Source organism: Leucobacter chromiireducens (genome assembly GCF_051993095.1).
Lineage (GTDB): Bacteria > Actinomycetota > Actinomycetes > Actinomycetales > Microbacteriaceae > Leucobacter > Leucobacter chromiireducens.
Window position 1 is genome coordinate 374,091 of sequence record NZ_CP197024.1, and the last position, 18,350, is coordinate 392,440.

At 67.3% G+C, this 18,350-nt stretch carries 15 protein-coding genes; 11 read left to right on the forward strand and 4 right to left on the reverse strand.

The features are described from left to right. Window positions 1-296 precede the first annotated feature (296 nt). The gene (locus ACR81A_RS01705) at window positions 297-2,963 is read left to right on the forward strand and encodes a MucBP domain-containing protein (RefSeq protein WP_440312381.1); all 2,667 of its coding nucleotides are present in this window, start codon (window positions 297-299) and stop codon (window positions 2,961-2,963) included. 105 nt (window positions 2,964-3,068) lie between these two features. On the opposite strand, the gene ACR81A_RS01710 is transcribed toward ACR81A_RS01705, so the two are convergent. Next, complete coding sequence (locus tag ACR81A_RS01710; RefSeq protein ID WP_202382389.1) at window positions 3,069-4,058, reverse strand: LLM class flavin-dependent oxidoreductase; 990 nt, start codon at window positions 4,056-4,058, stop codon at window positions 3,069-3,071. Window positions 4,059-4,159: 101 nt separating this feature from the next. Beyond that, on the reverse strand, window positions 4,160-5,530 hold the full coding sequence (locus tag ACR81A_RS01715; RefSeq protein ID WP_440312382.1) for an MFS transporter: 1,371 nt from the start codon (window positions 5,528-5,530) through the stop codon (window positions 4,160-4,162). A gap of 130 nt (window positions 5,531-5,660) precedes the next feature. Here ACR81A_RS01715 and ACR81A_RS01720 point away from each other — a divergent pair, with 130 nt between their 5' ends. Next, window positions 5,661-6,929, forward strand: a complete 1,269-nt coding sequence (locus tag ACR81A_RS01720) for a GNAT family N-acetyltransferase (RefSeq protein WP_202382387.1) — start codon at window positions 5,661-5,663, stop codon at window positions 6,927-6,929. A gap of 194 nt (window positions 6,930-7,123) precedes the next feature. Here ACR81A_RS01720 and ACR81A_RS01725 read toward each other — a convergent pair whose 3' ends face one another. Continuing rightward, complete coding sequence (locus tag ACR81A_RS01725) at window positions 7,124-8,890, reverse strand: acetyl/propionyl/methylcrotonyl-CoA carboxylase subunit alpha (protein ID WP_440312383.1); 1,767 nt, start codon at window positions 8,888-8,890, stop codon at window positions 7,124-7,126. A 234-nt stretch (window positions 8,891-9,124) separates the two neighbouring features. Here ACR81A_RS01725 and ACR81A_RS01730 point away from each other — a divergent pair, with 234 nt between their 5' ends. The 7 genes from ACR81A_RS01730 (at window position 9,125) to panB (ending at window position 14,409) form a co-directional block, all read left to right on the forward strand. After that, window positions 9,125-9,751 (forward strand): DUF937 domain-containing protein, encoded by a 627-nt coding sequence (locus ACR81A_RS01730; RefSeq protein ID WP_202382385.1) that lies wholly within the window; start codon window positions 9,125-9,127, stop codon window positions 9,749-9,751. Between the two features lie 56 nt (window positions 9,752-9,807). Further along, complete coding sequence (locus ACR81A_RS01735) at window positions 9,808-10,290, forward strand: MaoC family dehydratase N-terminal domain-containing protein (RefSeq protein ID WP_337248966.1); 483 nt, start codon at window positions 9,808-9,810, stop codon at window positions 10,288-10,290. Continuing rightward, window positions 10,287-10,715, forward strand: a complete 429-nt coding sequence (locus ACR81A_RS01740) for a MaoC/PaaZ C-terminal domain-containing protein (RefSeq protein ID WP_202382384.1) — start codon at window positions 10,287-10,289, stop codon at window positions 10,713-10,715. The genes ACR81A_RS01735 and ACR81A_RS01740 overlap by 4 nt, the downstream gene beginning before the upstream one ends. A gap of 65 nt (window positions 10,716-10,780) precedes the next feature. After that, window positions 10,781-11,923, forward strand: coding sequence for a UDP-N-acetylmuramate dehydrogenase (locus ACR81A_RS01745; RefSeq protein ID WP_202382606.1), 1,143 nt, complete (start codon window positions 10,781-10,783; stop codon window positions 11,921-11,923). A gap of 8 nt (window positions 11,924-11,931) precedes the next feature. Then, entirely contained in the window at window positions 11,932-12,678 is a 747-nt protein-coding gene (locus tag ACR81A_RS01750) for a DUF2520 domain-containing protein (RefSeq protein WP_440312384.1), read from the forward strand. After that, complete coding sequence (gene panC / locus ACR81A_RS01755) at window positions 12,675-13,553, forward strand: pantoate--beta-alanine ligase (RefSeq protein ID WP_440312385.1); 879 nt, start codon at window positions 12,675-12,677, stop codon at window positions 13,551-13,553. Before ACR81A_RS01750 ends, panC begins: the two co-directional genes overlap by 4 nt. 4 nt (window positions 13,554-13,557) lie before the next feature. Beyond that, window positions 13,558-14,409: a 3-methyl-2-oxobutanoate hydroxymethyltransferase gene (gene panB / locus ACR81A_RS01760; protein ID WP_440312386.1), complete on the forward strand. Its 852-nt coding sequence runs from the start codon at window positions 13,558-13,560 to the stop codon at window positions 14,407-14,409. 94 nt (window positions 14,410-14,503) lie between these two features. Here the strand turns inward: panB and ACR81A_RS01765 are convergent, their stop codons facing one another. Then, window positions 14,504-15,853: a PucR family transcriptional regulator gene (locus tag ACR81A_RS01765; RefSeq protein WP_440312387.1), complete on the reverse strand. Its 1,350-nt coding sequence runs from the start codon at window positions 15,851-15,853 to the stop codon at window positions 14,504-14,506. Window positions 15,854-15,982: 129 nt separating this feature from the next. Here ACR81A_RS01765 and speB point away from each other — a divergent pair, with 129 nt between their 5' ends. After that, entirely contained in the window at window positions 15,983-16,948 is a 966-nt protein-coding gene (gene speB / locus ACR81A_RS01770) for an agmatinase (RefSeq protein WP_202382379.1), read from the forward strand. 25 nt (window positions 16,949-16,973) lie between these two features. Then, window positions 16,974-18,308 carry an MFS transporter gene (locus tag ACR81A_RS01775; protein ID WP_440312388.1) on the forward strand — a complete coding sequence of 445 codons (1,335 nt, stop codon included), beginning with the start codon at window positions 16,974-16,976 and terminating at the stop codon, window positions 18,306-18,308. The last annotated feature ends 42 nt before the right edge of the window (window positions 18,309-18,350 follow it).

Below are 18,350 nucleotides of genomic sequence, written 5' to 3' on the forward strand. Positions count from 1 at the left end.
GTGCGCGGTAGGCGCAGATCAACAGTTCGGCAGCATGCTGCAGCGGCGCTGCGCTCCTCTGCGCCGGTGTCTCCTCAGCCACACGCCCTCCCACGCTGCCCCACCATCACAACAAGTTCCCCACATTCAAGTTCCCTCTCTCAGGACTGTCAAGGGTGCTTTTCGGAAAACACTTGACGAAGTCATATCTGAGCGGCGAGAGTTGGCCGAGATGGCCAGCCATCCGGTACGCCTGAGATGGCGGGGTCGCTGCGAGGGGTTCGGAGCGGAAATCGGGGCGAAATGACGAGGGCGCAGTGAAGCACACACGATGGAAGTCTGGACTTGCTGGGGGGCTTGGTGCTGCGGTGATCTTGGGGTCATTCGCCCTCGCACCGCCCGCGTTCGCGGCGGATATGACGGTACATTCAGCGGGGGAGCTGCAGACAGCGGTACAGGGTTTGAGCGCCGGACCTGCCACAGTCACCCTTGCGCCTGACTTTGCGCCGGTTGCGACCACGCTCACAACGGCGATCCCTGCGGGCGTGCAGCTCACGCTAGCGGGAGCAGACACCACCGTCACGATGGCGGATGGCGCCGCCGGGCGCCACATGAACTTCACGGGGGCAGCGGGAGTCACCGTTGCGGTCGAGGGACTCACCTTCCAAGGTCCGAACGACGCAGAGCCTGCGGGTGATCCAGGTGGTGTCACTGGTGGTGGGCTCGGCATCTCCAATGTGAGTGACGTGACGGTGACGAACGCCACCTTCGCGGGGATCGATGGTTCGAACGGCTTGGCCCTGAGCGGGGTGACTCGCCTCGACGTGAGCACGAGTAGCTTTCTCGGAAACAGAGCGGGATCAAGCGCAGCGATTGGTATGCCCAGCGGAGTCGTAGCGACAATCTCCCAGTCAACGTTTCACAAGAATTCCGGCACTGGTCTGGGCTACGCGGGCGGTGCACTTCGTCTGACCGGCAAGACGGACCTCACGGTCGAACGGTCGGTGTTCTCGGAGAACCTCTCAACCACGCGCGGAGGCGCGATTGCCTTCCACCAGATGGACGGTGTGCTTACCGTTCGTGACAGCGTGTTCGAGTCGAACACCGTGCCGATCGCAGCCAACAACAACAGCCTGAACGATGGCGGCGCCATCGCGGTGTCGGAACGACCAATCACCGGCCCCCAGACGGGCAAGACGGTCATCTCCGGTTCGACGTTCACGAACAACGTCGCGGGTGACGAAGGCGGCGCGCTGCTGCTCCAGTCAGGAAACGGTTCCTCCGCGCACATCGAGAACAGCACGTTCCTGGGGAACCGATCCCAGGGTCTCCAGACCAACTATGACGACACGAGTGGTGGCGGAGCGATCGAAGCGTTCGGTACGCCGCTCACGCTGCTCCACAACACGTTTGTGAACAACATCGCTGAGGCCGGAAACGTGCTGCTCGGGCTACAGCGCGGAGGCGCCGTCTCCGCCTACGGCGACACAAATTACCTCCCGACGCAGCCCATCGTGATGTCGCACAACCTGTTTGTTGGGAACGACGTGCTCGCCAAGAACGGGAGCTCGCCGGCAACAAACTCGTATCGTCAGGTCTCGGCGCGAGCGGGCATCGAGACGTTGCAGGGTACTGAAGCGCCGGACACTGTTGGGGAGCACCCCGAGCTCCCGGAACTGACGCAAGATGACCTTGAACTCGAGTATCCGCCCCGAGCCGCGAATCCTGCGGACGACGGCGAAGACTTCCTGGCGCTGAGCACAGAGACCAATATTGGCGTGGACAACGGCATGGCCATCGACCTGACCGTCATCAACCGTGAGGCCATCCTCGGAACGGACACGCCGACTGCCGGTGCGAACGGGAGCAGTGTTCAGGCCGGCGATCCGAACGGTGACTTCGCGCAGGTTCCCGGCACGATCATGATCCGCCCAGCTGACGATACGTACCTCGTGGGGCTCGCGGACAACGTTGGCGCGGCGGCTGCAGGAATCACCACCGATCAGCGCGGCTTTGACGTTGATGAGGATGCCGGGGCGCTCCAGCAGGCCTTCGTTCGCTTCGATCCGAACGGTGGCGATTGGCCTGACGAAACGGAAGCGGCCTTTGACCCAGCGCAGTGCAAGCAGCGCATCGTGCAGCGGGACGATGTGACGCGCATCTGGCAGTTGGGCCCTGTCGGCACCGAGATCCCGCTCGAGGCGGCGCCGACGACCGTGCCCACGGGCAAGATCTTCGACGGATGGAACACGGAAGCCGATGGGAGTGGGGACGCATACGCCTCAGGCGATGTGACCATCCCTACCGGAAACTTGCGCCTCTACGCGCAGTGGAAGGACGTACCGGTCCCAGATGGGACGGTGACGGTTCGCTACCTCGACGCGAAGGGCAACCCGCTGATCGAGGACGTGCCCCTCACCGGGCCCGTCGGTAGCGCGTACGAGACGGAGCAGAAGAGCTTTGACGGCTACGATTTCGTCCGTGTCGACGGTGCGCCGACGGGTGAGTACGCATCGGATCCGCAGACGGTCACGTACCACTACGCGAAGAAGGGGGCCCCGCCCGCTGAGACAGGAACTGTGGTTGCGAAGTACGTCACCGACACGGGCGTCGAGCTGCGCAGCCCGATCGTGCAGTCGGGAGCGGTGGGAAGCGCGTACGTCACCAAGCAACTCGCCTTCGACGGGTACGAATTTGTGAAGGTGGACGGCTCTCCGCAGGGCGTTGTTGCGAAGGACCCGACCGTGGTCACCTACACCTACCGCGCGACGGGCGGAGTAGACCCGAAGCCTCCGGTTGACCCGAAGGATCCGAAGCCTCCGGTGAGCCCGAAGCCGGGCGGCTCGCTCGCGGAGACGGGTTTCGGGCTTGGCTGGCCAATGATCGGCGCGGCCGGCGGCGCGCTGCTCATCGCGGGCGGGGTGCTCATCTACGGGCGACGCCGTGCGGCGGAGAGCGAATTTGGCGGCTCGCTGAGCGAATAGTCAGGCGCCGGCGGCGGGGATCTCAGCAGCAGCTTGGGATCCCCGCCGCGGCGTTTTCGCGCCGCGCGGCAGATGCGGCAGATGCGGCGCGGCCCTGGAGGAACGCTACGCGGCGGTTGGCGCAGCGATGCGCACCGAGGCAAGCTGTTCGGCCCGTGTCGGGGCAGCGTGCACGGTGACGAGCTCGTCGACGTCGGCGAACTTCGCGAATTGCGCGAGCTCCTCGCGTACGCGTTCGGCGCCGCCCACCGCGGTGTACTGGAGCATCCCGCGGATCTCGCGTCCAGCGGGAGTATCGATGAGCTGTCCGGCCTCGTCGAGCGTGAGCGGAACCTCTCGGCCGCGCGACAGGAAGGTGCGGACCCGGTGCAGCTCGGTTCGGGCGAAGAGCGCCTCGGCTTCCGCGTCGCTCTCCGCCGCTACCACGTTGATGCCTGCGCTGACATACGGCTCGGGGTGAGCCGCGCTCGGCGTGTAGTTCGCGCGATAGTGCTGCACGGCGGTGGTGAGGAGCTGCGGCGCAAAGTGCGATGCGAAGGAGTAGGGGAGTCCGAGCTGGGCGGCGAGCTGGGCGCCGAAGAGCGACGAGCCAAGGATCGTGAGCGGCACGTTGGTTCCTCGGCCGGGGTACGCGTTGACCGCGGTGCGCGGCAGCTCGTCGGAGAGGTAGCGCTGCAGCTCGACCACATCCGCGGGGAAGCTCTCGGCCGCGGCGTGCGTGCGGCGGAGCGCGCGGAAGGTTGCCCCGTCGGTGCCGGGAGCGCGGCCGAGCCCGAGGTGAATGCGGCCGGGGTGCAGCTCGGCAAGCGTGCCGAACTGCTCCGCCACGACGAGCGGCGAATGGTTGGGCAGCATGACGCCACCCGCGCCGAGCCCGATGGTGCTCGTCTGCGCCGCGATGTGCGCGATGAGCACCGCGGTTGCGCTGGATGCGATGGACGGCATGTTGTGGTGCTCGGCGTACCAGATGCGCTCGTAGCCACTCGCCTCAGCAAGCCGTGCGACATCTGCGGAGTGCGCGAACGCGTCAGCAATGCTGCCGTCCGCCTCAACCGTTGCGAGATCCAGAATTGAAAGCAGCGGCGATGAAGTCATACCGAGTGCAACGTTTCGTGCGGTCGGGGTATTCCGGTGAAATGCCACGGCGACCGGTTCCTCACCGTGAGGAACCGGTCGCCGCCGCGTGCGCGGGTTCTCTACTTTCGGCCCGCCGGGGTCCAGGTCTTCCACTGACCGCTTCGCTCGAACTCGAGGTCGAGCGGAATGTTGCTGCGGTCGCGAAGCAGGATCGTTGCGAGCATGCCGAGGCTCGTCATGATCAGGAGGTACACGACGATTGCCCAGGTGCTGCCGAACGACTGGAGCAGCAGCTGCGCGATGGTGGGCGCAAACGCGCCACCGATCACGCCGCCGAGCGCGTAGCTGATCGAGATGCCCGAGTAGCGAATGGATGCGGGGAACGTCTCAGCGAACCACACCGCTGCCGGGCCGTAGGTGAGGCCCAGGCCCACCGCGAGCAGGCACGTGCCGAGGAGCACGCCGCCGACGCCGCCGTTGAACACGAACTGGAAGAGTGGGATCACGCCCGCGGCCTGCACCACCCAGCCGATCGCCATGATCGGCTTGCGGCCGAAGCGGTCGGAGAGCGGGCCGGAGAGGTACGTGAAGATAGCCCACACGATTGCTGCGGTCAGCACCGCGAGCTGCACCTGTACCGGGTCGTAGCCGAGGCCGCCGTCCGCCTCCGGGCGCGAGGCAAGGCCCTGCACGTAGCCGCCGGTGAGCATGTAGCCCACGGCGTTGTTGCCGGCGAAGAGCAGCGCGCTCAGAATGACGAGGGGGAAGTGCTGCTTGAAGATCTGCACGATCGGGGCAGACTCCTGCTGCTTCGACTCGGCGATCTCGGCGAAAACGGGCGACTCGTCGACGGTGCGACGGATGACAAAGCCCACGATGATAAGCACCACGGAGAACAGGAACGGCACACGCCAGCCCCACGCCTCAAACGCGTCGCCGGGTGCGATCACGCGCATGAGCGCGAGCACGGCGGATGCGAGCAGCATGCCGAAGGGCACGCCGAGCTGCGGGAAGATGCCGAACAGGCCGCGCTTGCCCCTCGGGGCGTGCTCAACGGACATGAGCACGGCGCCGCCCCACTCGCCGCCCGCGGAAAGGCCCTGCAGGATGCGGAAGAGGATGAGCAGGATGGGAGCCGCGATCCCAATCGACTGGTACGTGGGAAGCAGACCGATGCCCACCGTCGCGACGCCCATGAGCATCAGCGTGATGACGAGCATGGGCTGGCGGCCGAGGCGGTCGCCGAAGTGGCCGGCGAGGAACGCGCCGAGCGGGCGGAAGAGGAACGAGAGGCCGATCGTCACGAGGGACAGGATCTGCATCATCCCCGGCCCGGCGGGCTCGAAGAACAGCTTCGCGAGCACGAGGTTCGCCGCGAACGCGTAGATGAAGAAGTCGTACCACTCGATGGTGGTGCCGATGATCGAAGCGGCGACGACTTTGCGTCGCTCCTTCGGGGTGCTCACGGGAGGTGCCGTGGTCTGTGCCATTATTTGACGCCCTTGTCCAACTATAGAAACTTCACTGTTGCTCAGAAGTGTACGGCACGCCGTTCCGCTTTTCGAACCGCGCCTGTTCAGACCCGTTCGAAAGTGCGTAGTTTCGGCAATACTGAGGGGTATGCGGCTTCCCCTAGGTACCCAGCTCGTCGAACTGACGACCCCTGACCGGCTCGAAGAAGTACTCCGGCTTGACGCGTGGGCGTTCCCCACCGATGTGGCGGTGAGCGACCTGCTTCCGCTCGCCACACCGATTCCGTGGGGGCGGACCTGGGCGGTCGAAACGGGCGATGGAGAGCTTGCAGCGATGTATGGCGCGTACTCGCTTGCGCAGTTCCCTGTGCCGGGCGCGCGCGTTGCGGGCGCCTGGCTCACCTGGGTAGGGGTGCATCCTGGCTGGCGTCGGCGCGGGATTCTCAGCGGCTTCATGCGGCATCACTTCGCGGACTGCCGCGCCCGCGGCGAGGCGATCTCCGGGCTCAACGCGGCCGAAGCTGCGATCTACGGGCGCTTCGGCTACGGGCAGGCGAGTGCGCAAGTGTCTCTCACGGTGCCGCGCGGCGCGCAGCTGCGCGAGGTGCCGGGGAGCGCTGAGCTGACGGTCGAATTGCGCGAGTGGGATCCGGATCGCGACGGGCCGGAGGTCGCGGCGCTGCACGCGGGCTACGCTGCGCAACCTGCGGGGGTCGGGCGGCCCGGTTGGGTGACCTGGGAGACCCCCGAGCTGCGTCGGTATGTCGATCAGGACGCGCCGGCGCTGCGTGGCGGGCTTGAGGCGCAGCGCCTGCTGATCGTGCGCGACGCGTCGGGGGAGGCGCGCGGCTACGCACGATTCCGGCGGAAGGGCGACTGGCAGCGCAACGTGCCCGACGGCACCGTTCAGCTGCGCGACTGCGTGGGGCTTGATGCGGCGGCAACGCACCGCCTGTGGTCCGTGCTGCTCGACCTCGACCTGATGGCGCGGGTGAGCGCGGGGCCGATCCCGATCGATGATCCCGTGCTGAGCCTGCTCGTGAATGCGCGCGCGGCAGCGCCCACGACGGAAGACCTGCAGTGGGTGCGCATCATTGATGTGCAGCGCGCGCTTGCCGAGCGGCGCTACGCCGCGCCGATCGACGTGGTGCTCGACGTGACGGACGGGCACATTCCCGAAAACGCTGGGCGGTGGCGCGTCGTGGCGAATGCGTTCGAGCACGCCGAAGTGACCCGCACCGATGCTGCCGCGGAGCTGACGCTCGACATTCGCGAGCTCGGCGCGGCCCACCTGGGGTCCACCTCGCTCGCTGCGCTGGCGCAGGCGGGGCTCGTGGCCGGTGCGCCGGAGGTGGTTGCGCGTGCGGCTGCGGCGTGGGCGTGGCCGGTTGCGGCGGGCGCCAGCTGGGTGTTCTAGGCCGAGCGGACACGCGCCCCGCGCCCCAACGCTCGTCACACCCAGCGCCCAAAAGCGCGCAGGGCAGGTTTCCTGCACCGGGGTAGGTAAAACCCGGTGGAAACCTGCCCTGCGGTGGGGAAGCTACCCTCCCGGTGGCCGGTGGCCGGTGGCCGGTGGCCGGTGGCCGGTGGCCGGTGGCCGGTGGCCGGTGGCTACTCGGCGTCGACGATTGAGAGCAGCATGTGGCCGCTCGGCACCGTCTGCCCCACCGGGGCATCCACGCCGGTGACGACGCCCGAGCGGTGCGCGTAGATCGACTGCTCCATCTTCATCGCCTCGAGCACCACCACGAGATCGCCCTCGGCGACCGTCTGGCCCTCCTCGACCGCAATCTTCACGACGGTGGCCTGCATCGGAGCGGAGACGCCAGTGCCGGCCGCAGTGGCCACGCCCGCGCCCTTCGCACGCTTCGGGGCCGGGCCTCGCGTGACATCCTGATCCACGAGCGGCAGCAGCGTTGCAGGCATGGTCACCTCGACGCGGCGGCCCTCCACCTCGACGACCACGGTGTGGCGCTTCGGATCCTGCGCGATCGGGGGAACCTCGCCCTCCCACGGCTCGATGTCGTTCTCGAACTCGGTCTCGATCCACAGCGTGTACACGCCGAACTTGCCGTCCGGTGCGGTGAACGCCGGATCGCTGACGATCTTGCGGTGGAACGGCAGCACGGTCGGGAGCCCCTGCACCTCGAACTCAGCGAGCGCCCGGCGCGAACGCTCGAGCGCCTCCTCGCGGGTTGCGCCCGTGACGATGAGCTTGCCGAGCATCGAGTCGAACGCGCCAGAGACAACATCTCCCGAGGTGACGCCCGTGTCGACGCGAACGCCGGGACCCGAGGCGGGCTTGAACAGGGTGACCGGGCCGGGAGCGGGCAGGAAGCCGTTGCCCGGATCCTCGCCGTTCAGCCGGAACTCGAAGGAGTGGCCGTGCGGGGTGGGATCGTCGTAATCGATCTCGCCGCCCTCTGCGATGCGGAACTGCTCGCGAACGAGGTCGATGCCCGTGACCTCTTCGGACACCGGGTGCTCGACCTGGAGGCGGGTGTTCACCTCGAGGAACGACACCGTGCCATCCTTCGCGACGAGGAACTCGCAGGTGCCCGCACCCACGTAGCCGACCTCCTTGAGGATGGCCTTCGAGGAGGAGACGAGCTTCTCGTTCTGCTCGTCGGTGAGGAACGGCGCGGGCGCCTCCTCAACAAGTTTCTGGTGGCGGCGCTGCAGCGAGCAGTCGCGCGTCGACACGACCACCACGTTGCCGTGGCTGTCGGCGAGGCACTGCGTCTCGACGTGGCGCGGCTTCTCGAGGTACTTCTCGACGAAGCACTCGCCGCGACCGAACGCGGCAACGGCCTCGCGGGTGGCGGACTCGAAGAGCTCGGCGATCTCCTCGCGCTTGTACGCGACCTTCAGGCCCCGGCCGCCGCCGCCAAACGCCGCCTTGATCGCGATGGGCAGGCCCACCTCGTCGGCGAACGCAATGACCTCGTCGGCGTTCTGCACGGGATCGCTCGTGCCAGCGGCGAGCGGCGCGCCCACCTTTTCGGCAACGTGGCGCGCGGACACCTTGTCGCCCAGGCGCTCGATGGCGTCGGGGCTCGGGCCGATCCAGGTGAGGCCGGCTGCGATCACGGCGCGCGCGAAGTCAGCGTTCTCGGCGAGGAAGCCGTAGCCTGGGTGTACGGCGTCGGCGCCCGAGCGGCGAGCAACACCGAGGATCTTGTCGATCACCAGGTAGGTCTCGGCACTCGTCGCGCCGTTCAGCGCGTACGCCTCGTCGGCCAGCTGCGCGTGCATGGCGTCGCGATCCTGGTCTGCGTAGACGGCGACGGATGCGATGCCACTGTCAGCGGCGGCACGGATGATGCGGACGGCGATCTCGCCACGGTTGGCGATCAGCACTTTACGAATGCGGGACATGGGCTCCAGCCTATTGGAGTGGGCCCCCGCTTCCTTGGATATAAGACACAAACCTTTCGGGGATCCGTTGCTGAAGCCGATAAGTGCCGCGTGTCGCGCGTCGGGAACGGCACTCCCACGGAGGCATTCGATTCTGGGGTATTCCACACGGCACGCACAGCCAGTACGCTGAAGGCGTGTGGGGGCGCGGCTGCGTCGCCGCACCCCTCCCACATCGAACAGACGGAGACACTCATGGCTCAGAACGCCGATCTCGAATCCCTGCTCAAGAACATCCCGCTCGGTGAACTGGCCGCCAAGTTTGGCGTCGACCAGGACACCATTGGTGCCGCAGTGCAGCAGGCACTTCCCGGCCTCATTGGCGGCATGGCGGTCAACGCCACCGACGCCGAGGGCGCAGCAAAGCTCGAGAGCGCGCTCGAGAAGCACCAGCCGACCGAGGGCACCGTTGACCTCGGTGCGATCGACACCGCCGATGGCGAGAAGATCGTCAAGCACGTGCTGGGAGATAAGAAGGACGAAGTTGCGCAGGCGCTCGGCCAGCAGGCCGGTGACAATGCGATCGCGAGCCTCGTGCCCCAGCTGCTCCCCTTGCTCGCGCCCCTCGTGATGCAGTTCCTCGCGGGCAAGGTGGGCGGCCAGCAGGGCACCGTCGCGGCATCGAACGACCAGGGCGGACTCGGCGGCGTGCTCGGCAACCTGCTCGGCGGCCTCGTCGGTGGCGGCCAGCAGCAGAACGCGCAGGCATCGGGCGGCGGCCTGGGTGATCTGCTCGGCGGTCTGCTCGGCGGTGGTCAGCAGCAGAGCTCGGGCGGCGGCCTGGGCGATCTCCTCGGCGGCCTGCTCGGCGGCAAGAAGTAAGTCACCTCATCGGACACCACCCCGCCAAGCCGGACACGATTCGGTACACTGGCGGGGTGGTGAATCCTGAAATTCAAGGGCGGGTCTACCCGCCGACAGCGCCGTACCTCGTGGGCCGCGAGAAGATCCGCGAGTTCGCACGCGCCGTGCTGAGCGAGTCCCCGGTCCACTTCGACCCCGCGGCCGCTCGCGAAGCCGGGCACGCAGACATCGTCGCACCGCCCACCTTCCCCGTGGTGGTCCAGGAAGCGACGCTTGCGCAGCTGCTCGCCGACCCCGAAGCGGGAGTCGACTTCTCACGCGTGGTGCACGGCGACCAGCGCTTCACATACTCGCGCCCCGTCGTTGCGGGCGATGAGCTCACCGCCACCCTCACGATCGCGGCGGTCAAGCAGCTCGGCGGCCACTCAATGGTCACCGCCTCGAGCGCCATGACCGACGCCGCCGGCGAGCACGTCGTCACCGCGATCTCGACGCTCGTGGTGCGTGCGCCCGAGCCCGACGAAGCCGCAGCCGCGGGAGAGGGGACCGCCGCATGAGCGCCGCACCCGTGTTCGAGCAGCTCACCGTCGGCGACGTCGTCGCGGAGCGCGAGCTGACACTCACCCGCGACCGGCTGGTGCGCTACGCCGGCGCCTCGGGCGACTTCAACCCGATCCACTATCGCGACGACATCGCAGTGTCGGTGGGGCTGCCGGGCGTGCTCGCCCACGGCATGCTGACCATGGGCTCCGCTGGCGCGGTTGCCGCAGACTGGCTCGGCGCTGCCGGCTGGGTACAGGACTTCCAGTCACGCTTCACCCGCCCGGTTCCGGTCGACGCGGAGATCGGCGCAGCCGTGACGGTCACCGCGACCATCGGTGCGATCGACGCCGAGGCCCGCACCGCGCGCATTGACCTCAAGGTCGTATTCGACGGCGCAACCGTGCTGGGCAAAGCTCAGCTCGTGGCGGCATTCGCGTGACCGCTGCCGGCGAGCACCCGGTCGCCACGCTCGGCGATGGCACCCGCCTCGCCGAGCTCACCACCATGCGCGTGGGCGGGCCGGCCGAACGCCTGCTCACCGCGACGACTCGTGACGAGCTGATTGCGCACGCGCGCGAGCTCCGCCGCGAGGGCGAGCCGTGGCTGCTGCTCGGCGGCGGCTCGAACACCGTGGTGCACGACGACGGCTTCCCCGGCCCCGTGCTGCTCGTGCGCACGCGCGGCATCGCGGAAGTCCCCGATCCCGATCTGCCCGCATCGCAGCTGCGCATTCGCGTCGCCGCGGGCGAAGACTGGGATGGGCTCGTCGAGACCGCCGTGTCGCGCGGCTGGGCCGGCATTGAAGCGCTCTCGGGCATCCCGGGACTCGCGGGGGCCGCCCCCGTGCAGAACATCGGGGCGTACGGCCAGGAGCTTTCCGACGTACTGCACTCGATCGAGTTTCTCGATGCGGGATCGGCGACGCCTCGCACGCTGAGCGCCGCCGAGCTGGAGCTGGGGTACCGGGACTCCGTGATCAAGCAGGGGCTCGAGGGCGTCGTCCTGTCGATCGACCTGGTGCTCACGCGCGCCGGGGCGTCACGTGGCCGGCACGGTGCCGCGGCCAGCGACCCGGCGGACACCGCGGCCGCCGAGGCTCCCGTGCGCTACGGGCAGCTTGCCACGGCACTCGGGGTGGAGCTTGGCGCGCACGTGCCGATCCGCGTGCTGCGTGACTCCGTGCTGCGCCTGCGCGCCGCAAAGGGCATGGTGCTGAACGAGGCTGATCACGACTCCTGGAGCTCGGGATCCTTCTTCACGAACCCGATTGTCACGGAGCGCTTCGCGCGCACGCTGCCGGAGAACGCCCCGCGCTTCCCGGTCGGCGACGCCGAGCCCGAGGACACGGTGGTGAGCCTCGAAGACCTCGCGGCGGGAGCGTCGATCGCGCCGCAGCAGGCGGCACCCGAGCGCATGGTGAAGCTGTCCGCCGCGTGGCTGATCGAGCACGCCGGGGTGCCCAGGGGCTTCCGCCTGCCGGGTTCCGGCGCCGCGATCTCCTCGAAGCACACGCTCGCCATCACGAACCGCGGTGCGGCGACGGCCGCCGACGTTGCTGAGCTCGGGCGTTTCATCGTGCAGCGCGTGCAGCAGGAGTTCGGCATCATCCTGGTTCCCGAACCGAACCTGTACGGGCTCGAGCTGTAGCGAACCGCATGCGGATTCAGATCGTGGGGGCTGGCCGCATGGGCGCGGCACTGAGTGCTGCGCTCAGCGCCGATCCCGATCTGAGTGTGTCTGCCCCGCTGGGGCGGGGCGCGACTGGCGCAGGCGCGGATGTTGTGCTGCTCGCAGTGCCTGATTCGGCGATCGCGGATGCGGCGGCGGCGATCTTGCCCGGCCCGATTGTTGCGCACCTCTCCGGGATCACCGGGCTCGATGTGCTCGCCCCGCACGAGGGTTTGAGCCTGCACCCGCTGCTCAGCGTGACCGGGCCGGAAACCGTGTTCGCCGGTGCGCACGCGGCGCTTGACGGCACGAGTGAGCGGGCACGGGATCATGCCGCGCGCCTCGCGAAGGCCCTGGGACTGCGCACGTTTCGCGTGGCCGATGCGGATCGCGCCGCCTATCACGCCGCCGCGTCCCTTGCCGCGAACGCGCTCGTGGCGCTCGAGTGGACCGCGGAACGACTCGCGGCGACCGCCGGCGTCCCGCGCGAGGCACTGGCGCCGCTTGCGCGCGTGGCGCTTGAGAACTGGGCGCGACACGGCGCTGCTGACGCGCTGACCGGGCCAATCGCCCGCGGCGACGAGGTGACGGTCGCCCGGCAGCGTGCCGCGGTCGCGGAGCGGCTGCCCAAAGAACTCGCGCTGTTTGACGCACTTGCGGAGACCACGCGTGCCCTTGCGGGGCGGCGCGACAGCGCTGATCCCGCACCGAACCCCACCGAGGAGACCCGATGAGGATCGTCCGCACCATTCCCGAGCTCCGGGCCGAACTCGACGCGCGCGCTGCGGCGGGTGAGCGCCGCGTGGGATTCGTGCCCACGATGGGCGCGCTGCACGAGGGGCACCTGTCGCTCGTGCGAGCGGGCCGCGCCGAAAACGACGTGGTGGTGCTGTCCATCTTTGTGAACCCCACGCAGTTCACCGAGGCGGCCGATCTCGACGGGTACCCGCGGCAGGAGGGCGCCGACGCGGCACTTGCCGAGGGGGCGGGTGTCGACCTGATCTTTGCGCCTGAGGCGGCTGAGCTGTACCCGGCCGGGTTCGCCACGACCGTGCACCTCTCGGGTCCGCTCACGGAAACGCTCGAGGGGGCGAAGCGGGGCGCCGCGCACTTCGACGGTGTGGCAACCGTGGTGTCGAAACTGCTGCTCGCCGTGCGCGCGGACGCAGCGTACTTCGGTCAGAAGGATGCACAGCAGCTGCTGGTTGTGCGACGCATGGTGACCGACCTGGGTATCCCCACGCGCATCGTCGCCTGCCCCACCTCACGCGACGAGGATGGGCTCGCCCGCTCGAGTCGCAACGTACGGCTCTCGGAAGCGGAGCGGGATCAGGCGCGTGCGATCCCGCGCGCGCTCGCGGCGGTCGAAGCTGCTGTGGCCACCGGGGAGCGCCGGGTGGCGGTGCTTGCGCGTGACGCCGATGCGATGCTTGAGGCGGCCGGTATCCGCCCGGAGTACCTCGCGTTTGTGACCCCGGACGATCTCACCCCCGTGCGCGAGGTGGCCGGGCCCGTGCTCTGCGCCATCGCGGCGCGCGTGGGGGACGTGCGCCTCATCGACAACGTGGAGCTTGCGCCTGCCGGGCCGGCTCCGGACACGAAGGAATGACGACATGACCAAGATCACGATTCCCCGCCTGCAGCAGATGCGCGCAGCGGGCGAGCCCATCGTCATGGTGACCGCGTACGACTACCCGGGCGCGCGCGCCGCCGAGCGGGCCGGCGTCGACATGGTGCTCGTTGGCGATTCGGGCGCGCAGGTGGTGCTCGGCCACGACTCGACCGTCGCGATCACCACCGATGAGCTGCTCGTGCTCGCGGGAGCGGTGCGCCGCGGCACGGACACTGCGTTTGTGGTGTGCGACGTCGCGTTCGGCACGACCGAGCTGTCGGATGAGCAGGCGGTGGCGACCGCGATCCGCTTCGTGAAGGAGGCTGGCGCCGACGCCGTGAAGCTGGAGGGCGGCAGCCCCGAACGGCTGAGCAGGATTCGCGCGATCGTTGCGGCCGGCATCCCCGTGGTGGGGCACATCGGTCTGACGCCGCAGACCGCGACGGCGCTCGGCGGGCTGCGCGCGCAGGGTCGCACGACGGAGAGCGCTGCGCGACTCGTGCGCGAGGCGATCGGCGTGGCCGCGGCGGGCGCGTGTTGCCTGGTCGTGGAGGCGGTGCCGTCCGAGATCACGGAGGTGCTGCGGGAGGCCGTGTCGATTCCACTGATCGGCATTGGAGCCGGCCCCGCTGATGGCCAGGTGCTCGTGCTGCACGACCTGCTGGGCGTCACCGAGGGGCACACCGCGAAGTTCGTGAAGTCGTACGGCACGATCGGTGCGGACACGACGGCTGCGATCGCGGCGTATGCGGCAGAGGTGCGGGGTTCGGTGTTCCCGGGGCCCGAGCACGGCTACGCCGCCACCCCGGAGGCCGTGGCGGCGGCACGGGAGGCGCTCGCCCAAACGGCGTAGTCCGGCGCCGGCCCACCGGCCCTGCCATCCCCGCCCCGGCCCTCTTGCCCGTGCTCCGGCTGGCCCACCCCTCCGCGCAGGGGTGTGTGCAACCCTAGAGCGGTCGAGTCAGCCGGTGAGCGATCAGCCGACGACGATCGTATGCCCAGAGTGCGATCCTGAGGTCAGCGAGCCCAGCAAATGTGAGTGGATCCCGCAGCGTCAGGTCTCTCACCCGCGTGAGCCTGTGGCGAACCGTGTTGACGTGAACGAAGAGCTGATTCGCGGTCTCCTGGATGCGGCGATCGTTCGCGATGAACACCTCGAGTGTCTTCACGAGGTCTCCTTTCTGCTCGCCATCGCTATCAATCAGCGGTGCAATGAGCGCCTCAATAAAAGGCGCGAGTGCGTCGGCTGGTTGCTGCTCGAGCAAAGCATCGAGTGACACGAGATCGAGGGGGCCTGCAACGCTTCCTCGATTCCGTGAGAGCGTGAAGGCTGACTTGGCTTCGTTCACGCCACGTCGCAGATTCGGGAGGTCAATTGTCGCGCTGAATCCGCAGACGAGTCCGAGCGCGTGCAGAGCCTCACGTTCGAGTGGAGCAGACAACATCACCACGGAGTGCTCAAATGCTCCCACGAGCACACTGTCCCATCGAGACTCCAATGTGCTCGCGCTGCCCGCTGGCCACAATGAGACTTGGAGTGCAGTTTCGGAAAGGCCACGTGCAGTCAGTTCAGGTGCGAGCGCTGCGGGATGCGCAAGGCCACGGGAAACAAGTTCGATGAGTTGCCCCAGCCGTGCGTGCTGCTCAGCGCGTCCCCGAGTTCGTTCCAGCTGGGCAAGATCGAGGAGTGCAGCAAACTGTTGGAGAAACTCAGCCGAGGGTGGGAGGCCGGGCCCGTCCCATTGCACCTCAGGGGAGCCCAGTGTTGGCTCGGAGCTCTGCAGCGTTCCACCGAGGGCATTGCCCGCACTCGCGAGCATTTGCTGCGCCGAGGCTCCCTCTCTCGCAAGTGAGGTGAGTGCGGTGAGTGCCGCGACCTCGCGCTTTCGAGCTTCGTCTTCAATCTGGCCGCGTCGCCGTGAGATGGCCTCGTCGACCGCGCGGAATGGCACATCGTGCGGAATCGCGAGCAACGGGAGTCCGTGCTCCTCGCACGCAGCGATCAGCGAAGGTGGCGTGGACAAGTGCACTTCGCCGAGCCCGAGCACCACCCCAGCAACCTTGCTTGCTGCGAGAGCGCCCACGAACTCCCCGGCGGCCCCTGGGTGAACCAGGGCACTTCCGAGGGTGCAGATGAGTTCATTTGCGCGGAGGTGGGGTCGGGGGTCGGCGCGTTCCGTGGTGTGCACCCACGTGACCGGGGAGGTGGCGTCCTTGCCTGCGAGCGTGATGATCGTGATGGGAAGCAGCTCATCGCGTGCGATGTCAGCAATTGTCACGTCAGGGATCTCGTGCATGCATCGATTGTATGTTCATCTAAGTGAATCGTGGCAAGGTGGTCACATCTCTGAGTTTTCGCGAATTTCCTTTGTTGGCTTCCATAATTGGTGGCTCGGGTGCCAGTACATTCAGAGAGGAATATTCACATGGATCACTCCATTCCCGTCCCGCCGATCGACGGACAGGTGTCGCCGCGATATGCAGGGTTCACCACTTTCGCGCGGCTTCCGCGCGTGGACGATGTCCCCACACATGATGTGGCTGTCGTTGGTGTTCCCTTCGACTCGGGGGTGACTTTTCGTCCGGGGGCCCGGTTCGGCCCAGGGGCGATCCGTGAGGCATCTCGTCTCCTGAAGCCATACAACCCAGCGCTCGACGTTGCGCCGTTCACCCATGCGCAGGTTGTTGACGCAGGCGATATTGACTGCAATCCGTTTAGCATTCCGACAGCACTCGCCGAGATTGAAGCCGGTATCTCAGAACTCGCGGCTGGGCAACGGCCCGTTGTGGTGCTGGGTGGCGACCACACGATTGCACTCGCCTCTCTGCGAGCGCTGCACCGCGAGCACGGCCCGATGGCGCTCGTGCACTTCGATGCGCACCTTGACACGTGGGGGCCGTACTTTGATACCCCAATTACCCACGGCACCCCCTTCCGGGTGGCGATCGAGGAGGGGCTGCTTATCAAAGAGCGGTCGGCGCACGTTGGGATCCGCGGGTCGCTCTACAGCGCCGACGATCTGCGCGATGACGAGGAGCTCGGCTTCACCATTGTGCATGCGCGAGAATTCCAGACCACTCCATTTCTCGAGATCCTCGACCGGGTGAGAGCTCGCGTCGGAGACGCCCCGCTCTACGTCTCGATCGACATTGATGTCCTCGATCCCGCACATGCGCCGGGGACCGGTACGCCTGAGGCGGGTGGCTTGACGAGCAGAGAGCTCCTTGAGCTCTTGCGTGGGCTGAGAGACGCGAACCTCGTTGGCGCAGATGTTGTGGAAGTCGCCCCGGCGTACGACCACGCGAGCGTCACCGCAGTTGCGGCAGCGAACTGCGCATATGAACTCGTGTCGATGATGGGCGGCCGCATCGGCGCCGCTCGCACGCAGTAAAACACAAGGAAACGGAGCACTGACAATGACGTCATCTGGAACGGCCTCGGCTGAGGCTGCCCCCGCCGAATTTCGGCGCACTCCGAAGCGTGCGGCGGCTGCCGCGCTCGTTGGAACCTCGATCGAGTGGTACGACTTCTTCATCTATGCAACGGCCGCCGCTCTTGTGTTTCGTGAGGTGTTTTTCGACCCTTCACTTCCGCCCGTCGTGGGCTTTGTTGTTGCATTCGGGACCACTTCGTTCGGGTACCTCGGCCGCCCAGTTGGGGCACTGCTGTTTGGAAGCCTGGGCGACAAGATCGGGCGCAAGCGCACCCTGGTTGTCACCTTGCTGCTGATGGGTACTGCGACCTTCTGCATGGGCTTGCTTCCCACCTACGCGTCAGTCGGAGCGCTCGCACCGGTGCTTCTGGTGACGCTTCGGTTCCTGCAGGGCGTGGCTGTCGGTGGTGAGTGGGGCGGGGCGGCAATGCTCTCTGTTGAGCATGCGCCAGAGGGGCGTCGTACTTTCATGGGCTCCTTCACGCAAATGGGCTCGTCTGTGGGCGCACTGTTCTCCTCGCTGATCTTCCTGATCGCAGAACGCATGGGTGGGTTGCTTGAGGGGTGGTGGCGCCTCCCCTTCCTGTTCTCCGCAGTATTGGTGATCGTCGCGCTCATCGTGCGCTCCACGGTCCAGGAGTCGCCGGAGTTCCAAGTGGCCAAGCAGACGGGACAGATCTCTCTGACACCCGTGAAAGACGTCTTCACCAAACATCGAAAGCTCGTGCTGCTCGGTGCGGGGGTGATGCTCGTCGCGACGGGTGGCTACTACGTCACTTCATCATTCTTCCTGGCCTATGGTGCGGACGAGGCTGGAGTGAGCACGGAGCTCTTGCTCAATGCGCTGACCATTGGTGCGATCGCTGAGGTGCTGTTGATGCCAGTGGCCGGTTGGCTCGGTGACAAGATGTCACCACAATTTGTCGCGACGATTGGATTGATCGGGATCGCGGTGATCGCCTATCCGCTCTTCCTGTCGACCCACAGCGGCTCTCCAGTGCTCATCATTGGCATGTGCGTGATTGTTGCGGCGTGCACGGCTTTTAACTACGGGCCGATGCCGCACATTCTGTACCGGCTCTTCCCGATTCAAGTTCGCTACACCGGTGTCTCCCTGAGCTATCAGGCGGCCGCGTTGACCTCAGGCGCGCTGACGCCGATCGTCGTGCCGCTGTTGCTCGCCGCCGGTGGCGGAAATCCGGGCCTCGTGGTTGCGTACACCGCAGTGCTCTGTCTCGCGGCGGTGGCGTGTGTGCGGCTGACCCGTCGTGTCCCAGAAGTCAGAACGGAGTCGAGCGCGGCCCAGGCCGCAGCGTAGGTATCCCGCGGGAGGGCGGGGCGTGCGGAAGCGCGCAATGCC

Coding starts and splice junctions, on each gene's coding strand:
- ACR81A_RS01710 (WP_202382389.1), bottom strand. CDS start 4,058: ATGACTTCATCGCCGCTGCTTTCAATTCTGGATCTCGCAACGGTTGAG.
- ACR81A_RS01715 (WP_440312382.1), bottom strand. CDS start 5,530: ATGGCACAGACCACGGCACCTCCCGTGAGCACCCCGAAGGAGCGACGC.
- ACR81A_RS01720 (WP_202382387.1), top strand. CDS start 5,661: ATGCGGCTTCCCCTAGGTACCCAGCTCGTCGAACTGACGACCCCTGAC.
- ACR81A_RS01725 (WP_440312383.1), bottom strand. CDS start 8,890: ATGTCCCGCATTCGTAAAGTGCTGATCGCCAACCGTGGCGAGATCGCC.
- ACR81A_RS01730 (WP_202382385.1), top strand. CDS start 9,125: ATGGCTCAGAACGCCGATCTCGAATCCCTGCTCAAGAACATCCCGCTC.
- ACR81A_RS01740 (WP_202382384.1), top strand. CDS start 10,287: ATGAGCGCCGCACCCGTGTTCGAGCAGCTCACCGTCGGCGACGTCGTC.
- ACR81A_RS01745 (WP_202382606.1), top strand. CDS start 10,781: ATGCGCGTGGGCGGGCCGGCCGAACGCCTGCTCACCGCGACGACTCGT.
- ACR81A_RS01750 (WP_440312384.1), top strand. CDS start 11,932: ATGCGGATTCAGATCGTGGGGGCTGGCCGCATGGGCGCGGCACTGAGT.
- panC (WP_440312385.1), top strand. CDS start 12,675: ATGAGGATCGTCCGCACCATTCCCGAGCTCCGGGCCGAACTCGACGCG.
- panB (WP_440312386.1), top strand. CDS start 13,558: ATGACCAAGATCACGATTCCCCGCCTGCAGCAGATGCGCGCAGCGGGC.
- ACR81A_RS01765 (WP_440312387.1), bottom strand. CDS start 15,853: ATGCACGAGATCCCTGACGTGACAATTGCTGACATCGCACGCGATGAG.
- speB (WP_202382379.1), top strand. CDS start 15,983: ATGGATCACTCCATTCCCGTCCCGCCGATCGACGGACAGGTGTCGCCG.
- ACR81A_RS01775 (WP_440312388.1), top strand. CDS start 16,974: ATGACGTCATCTGGAACGGCCTCGGCTGAGGCTGCCCCCGCCGAATTT.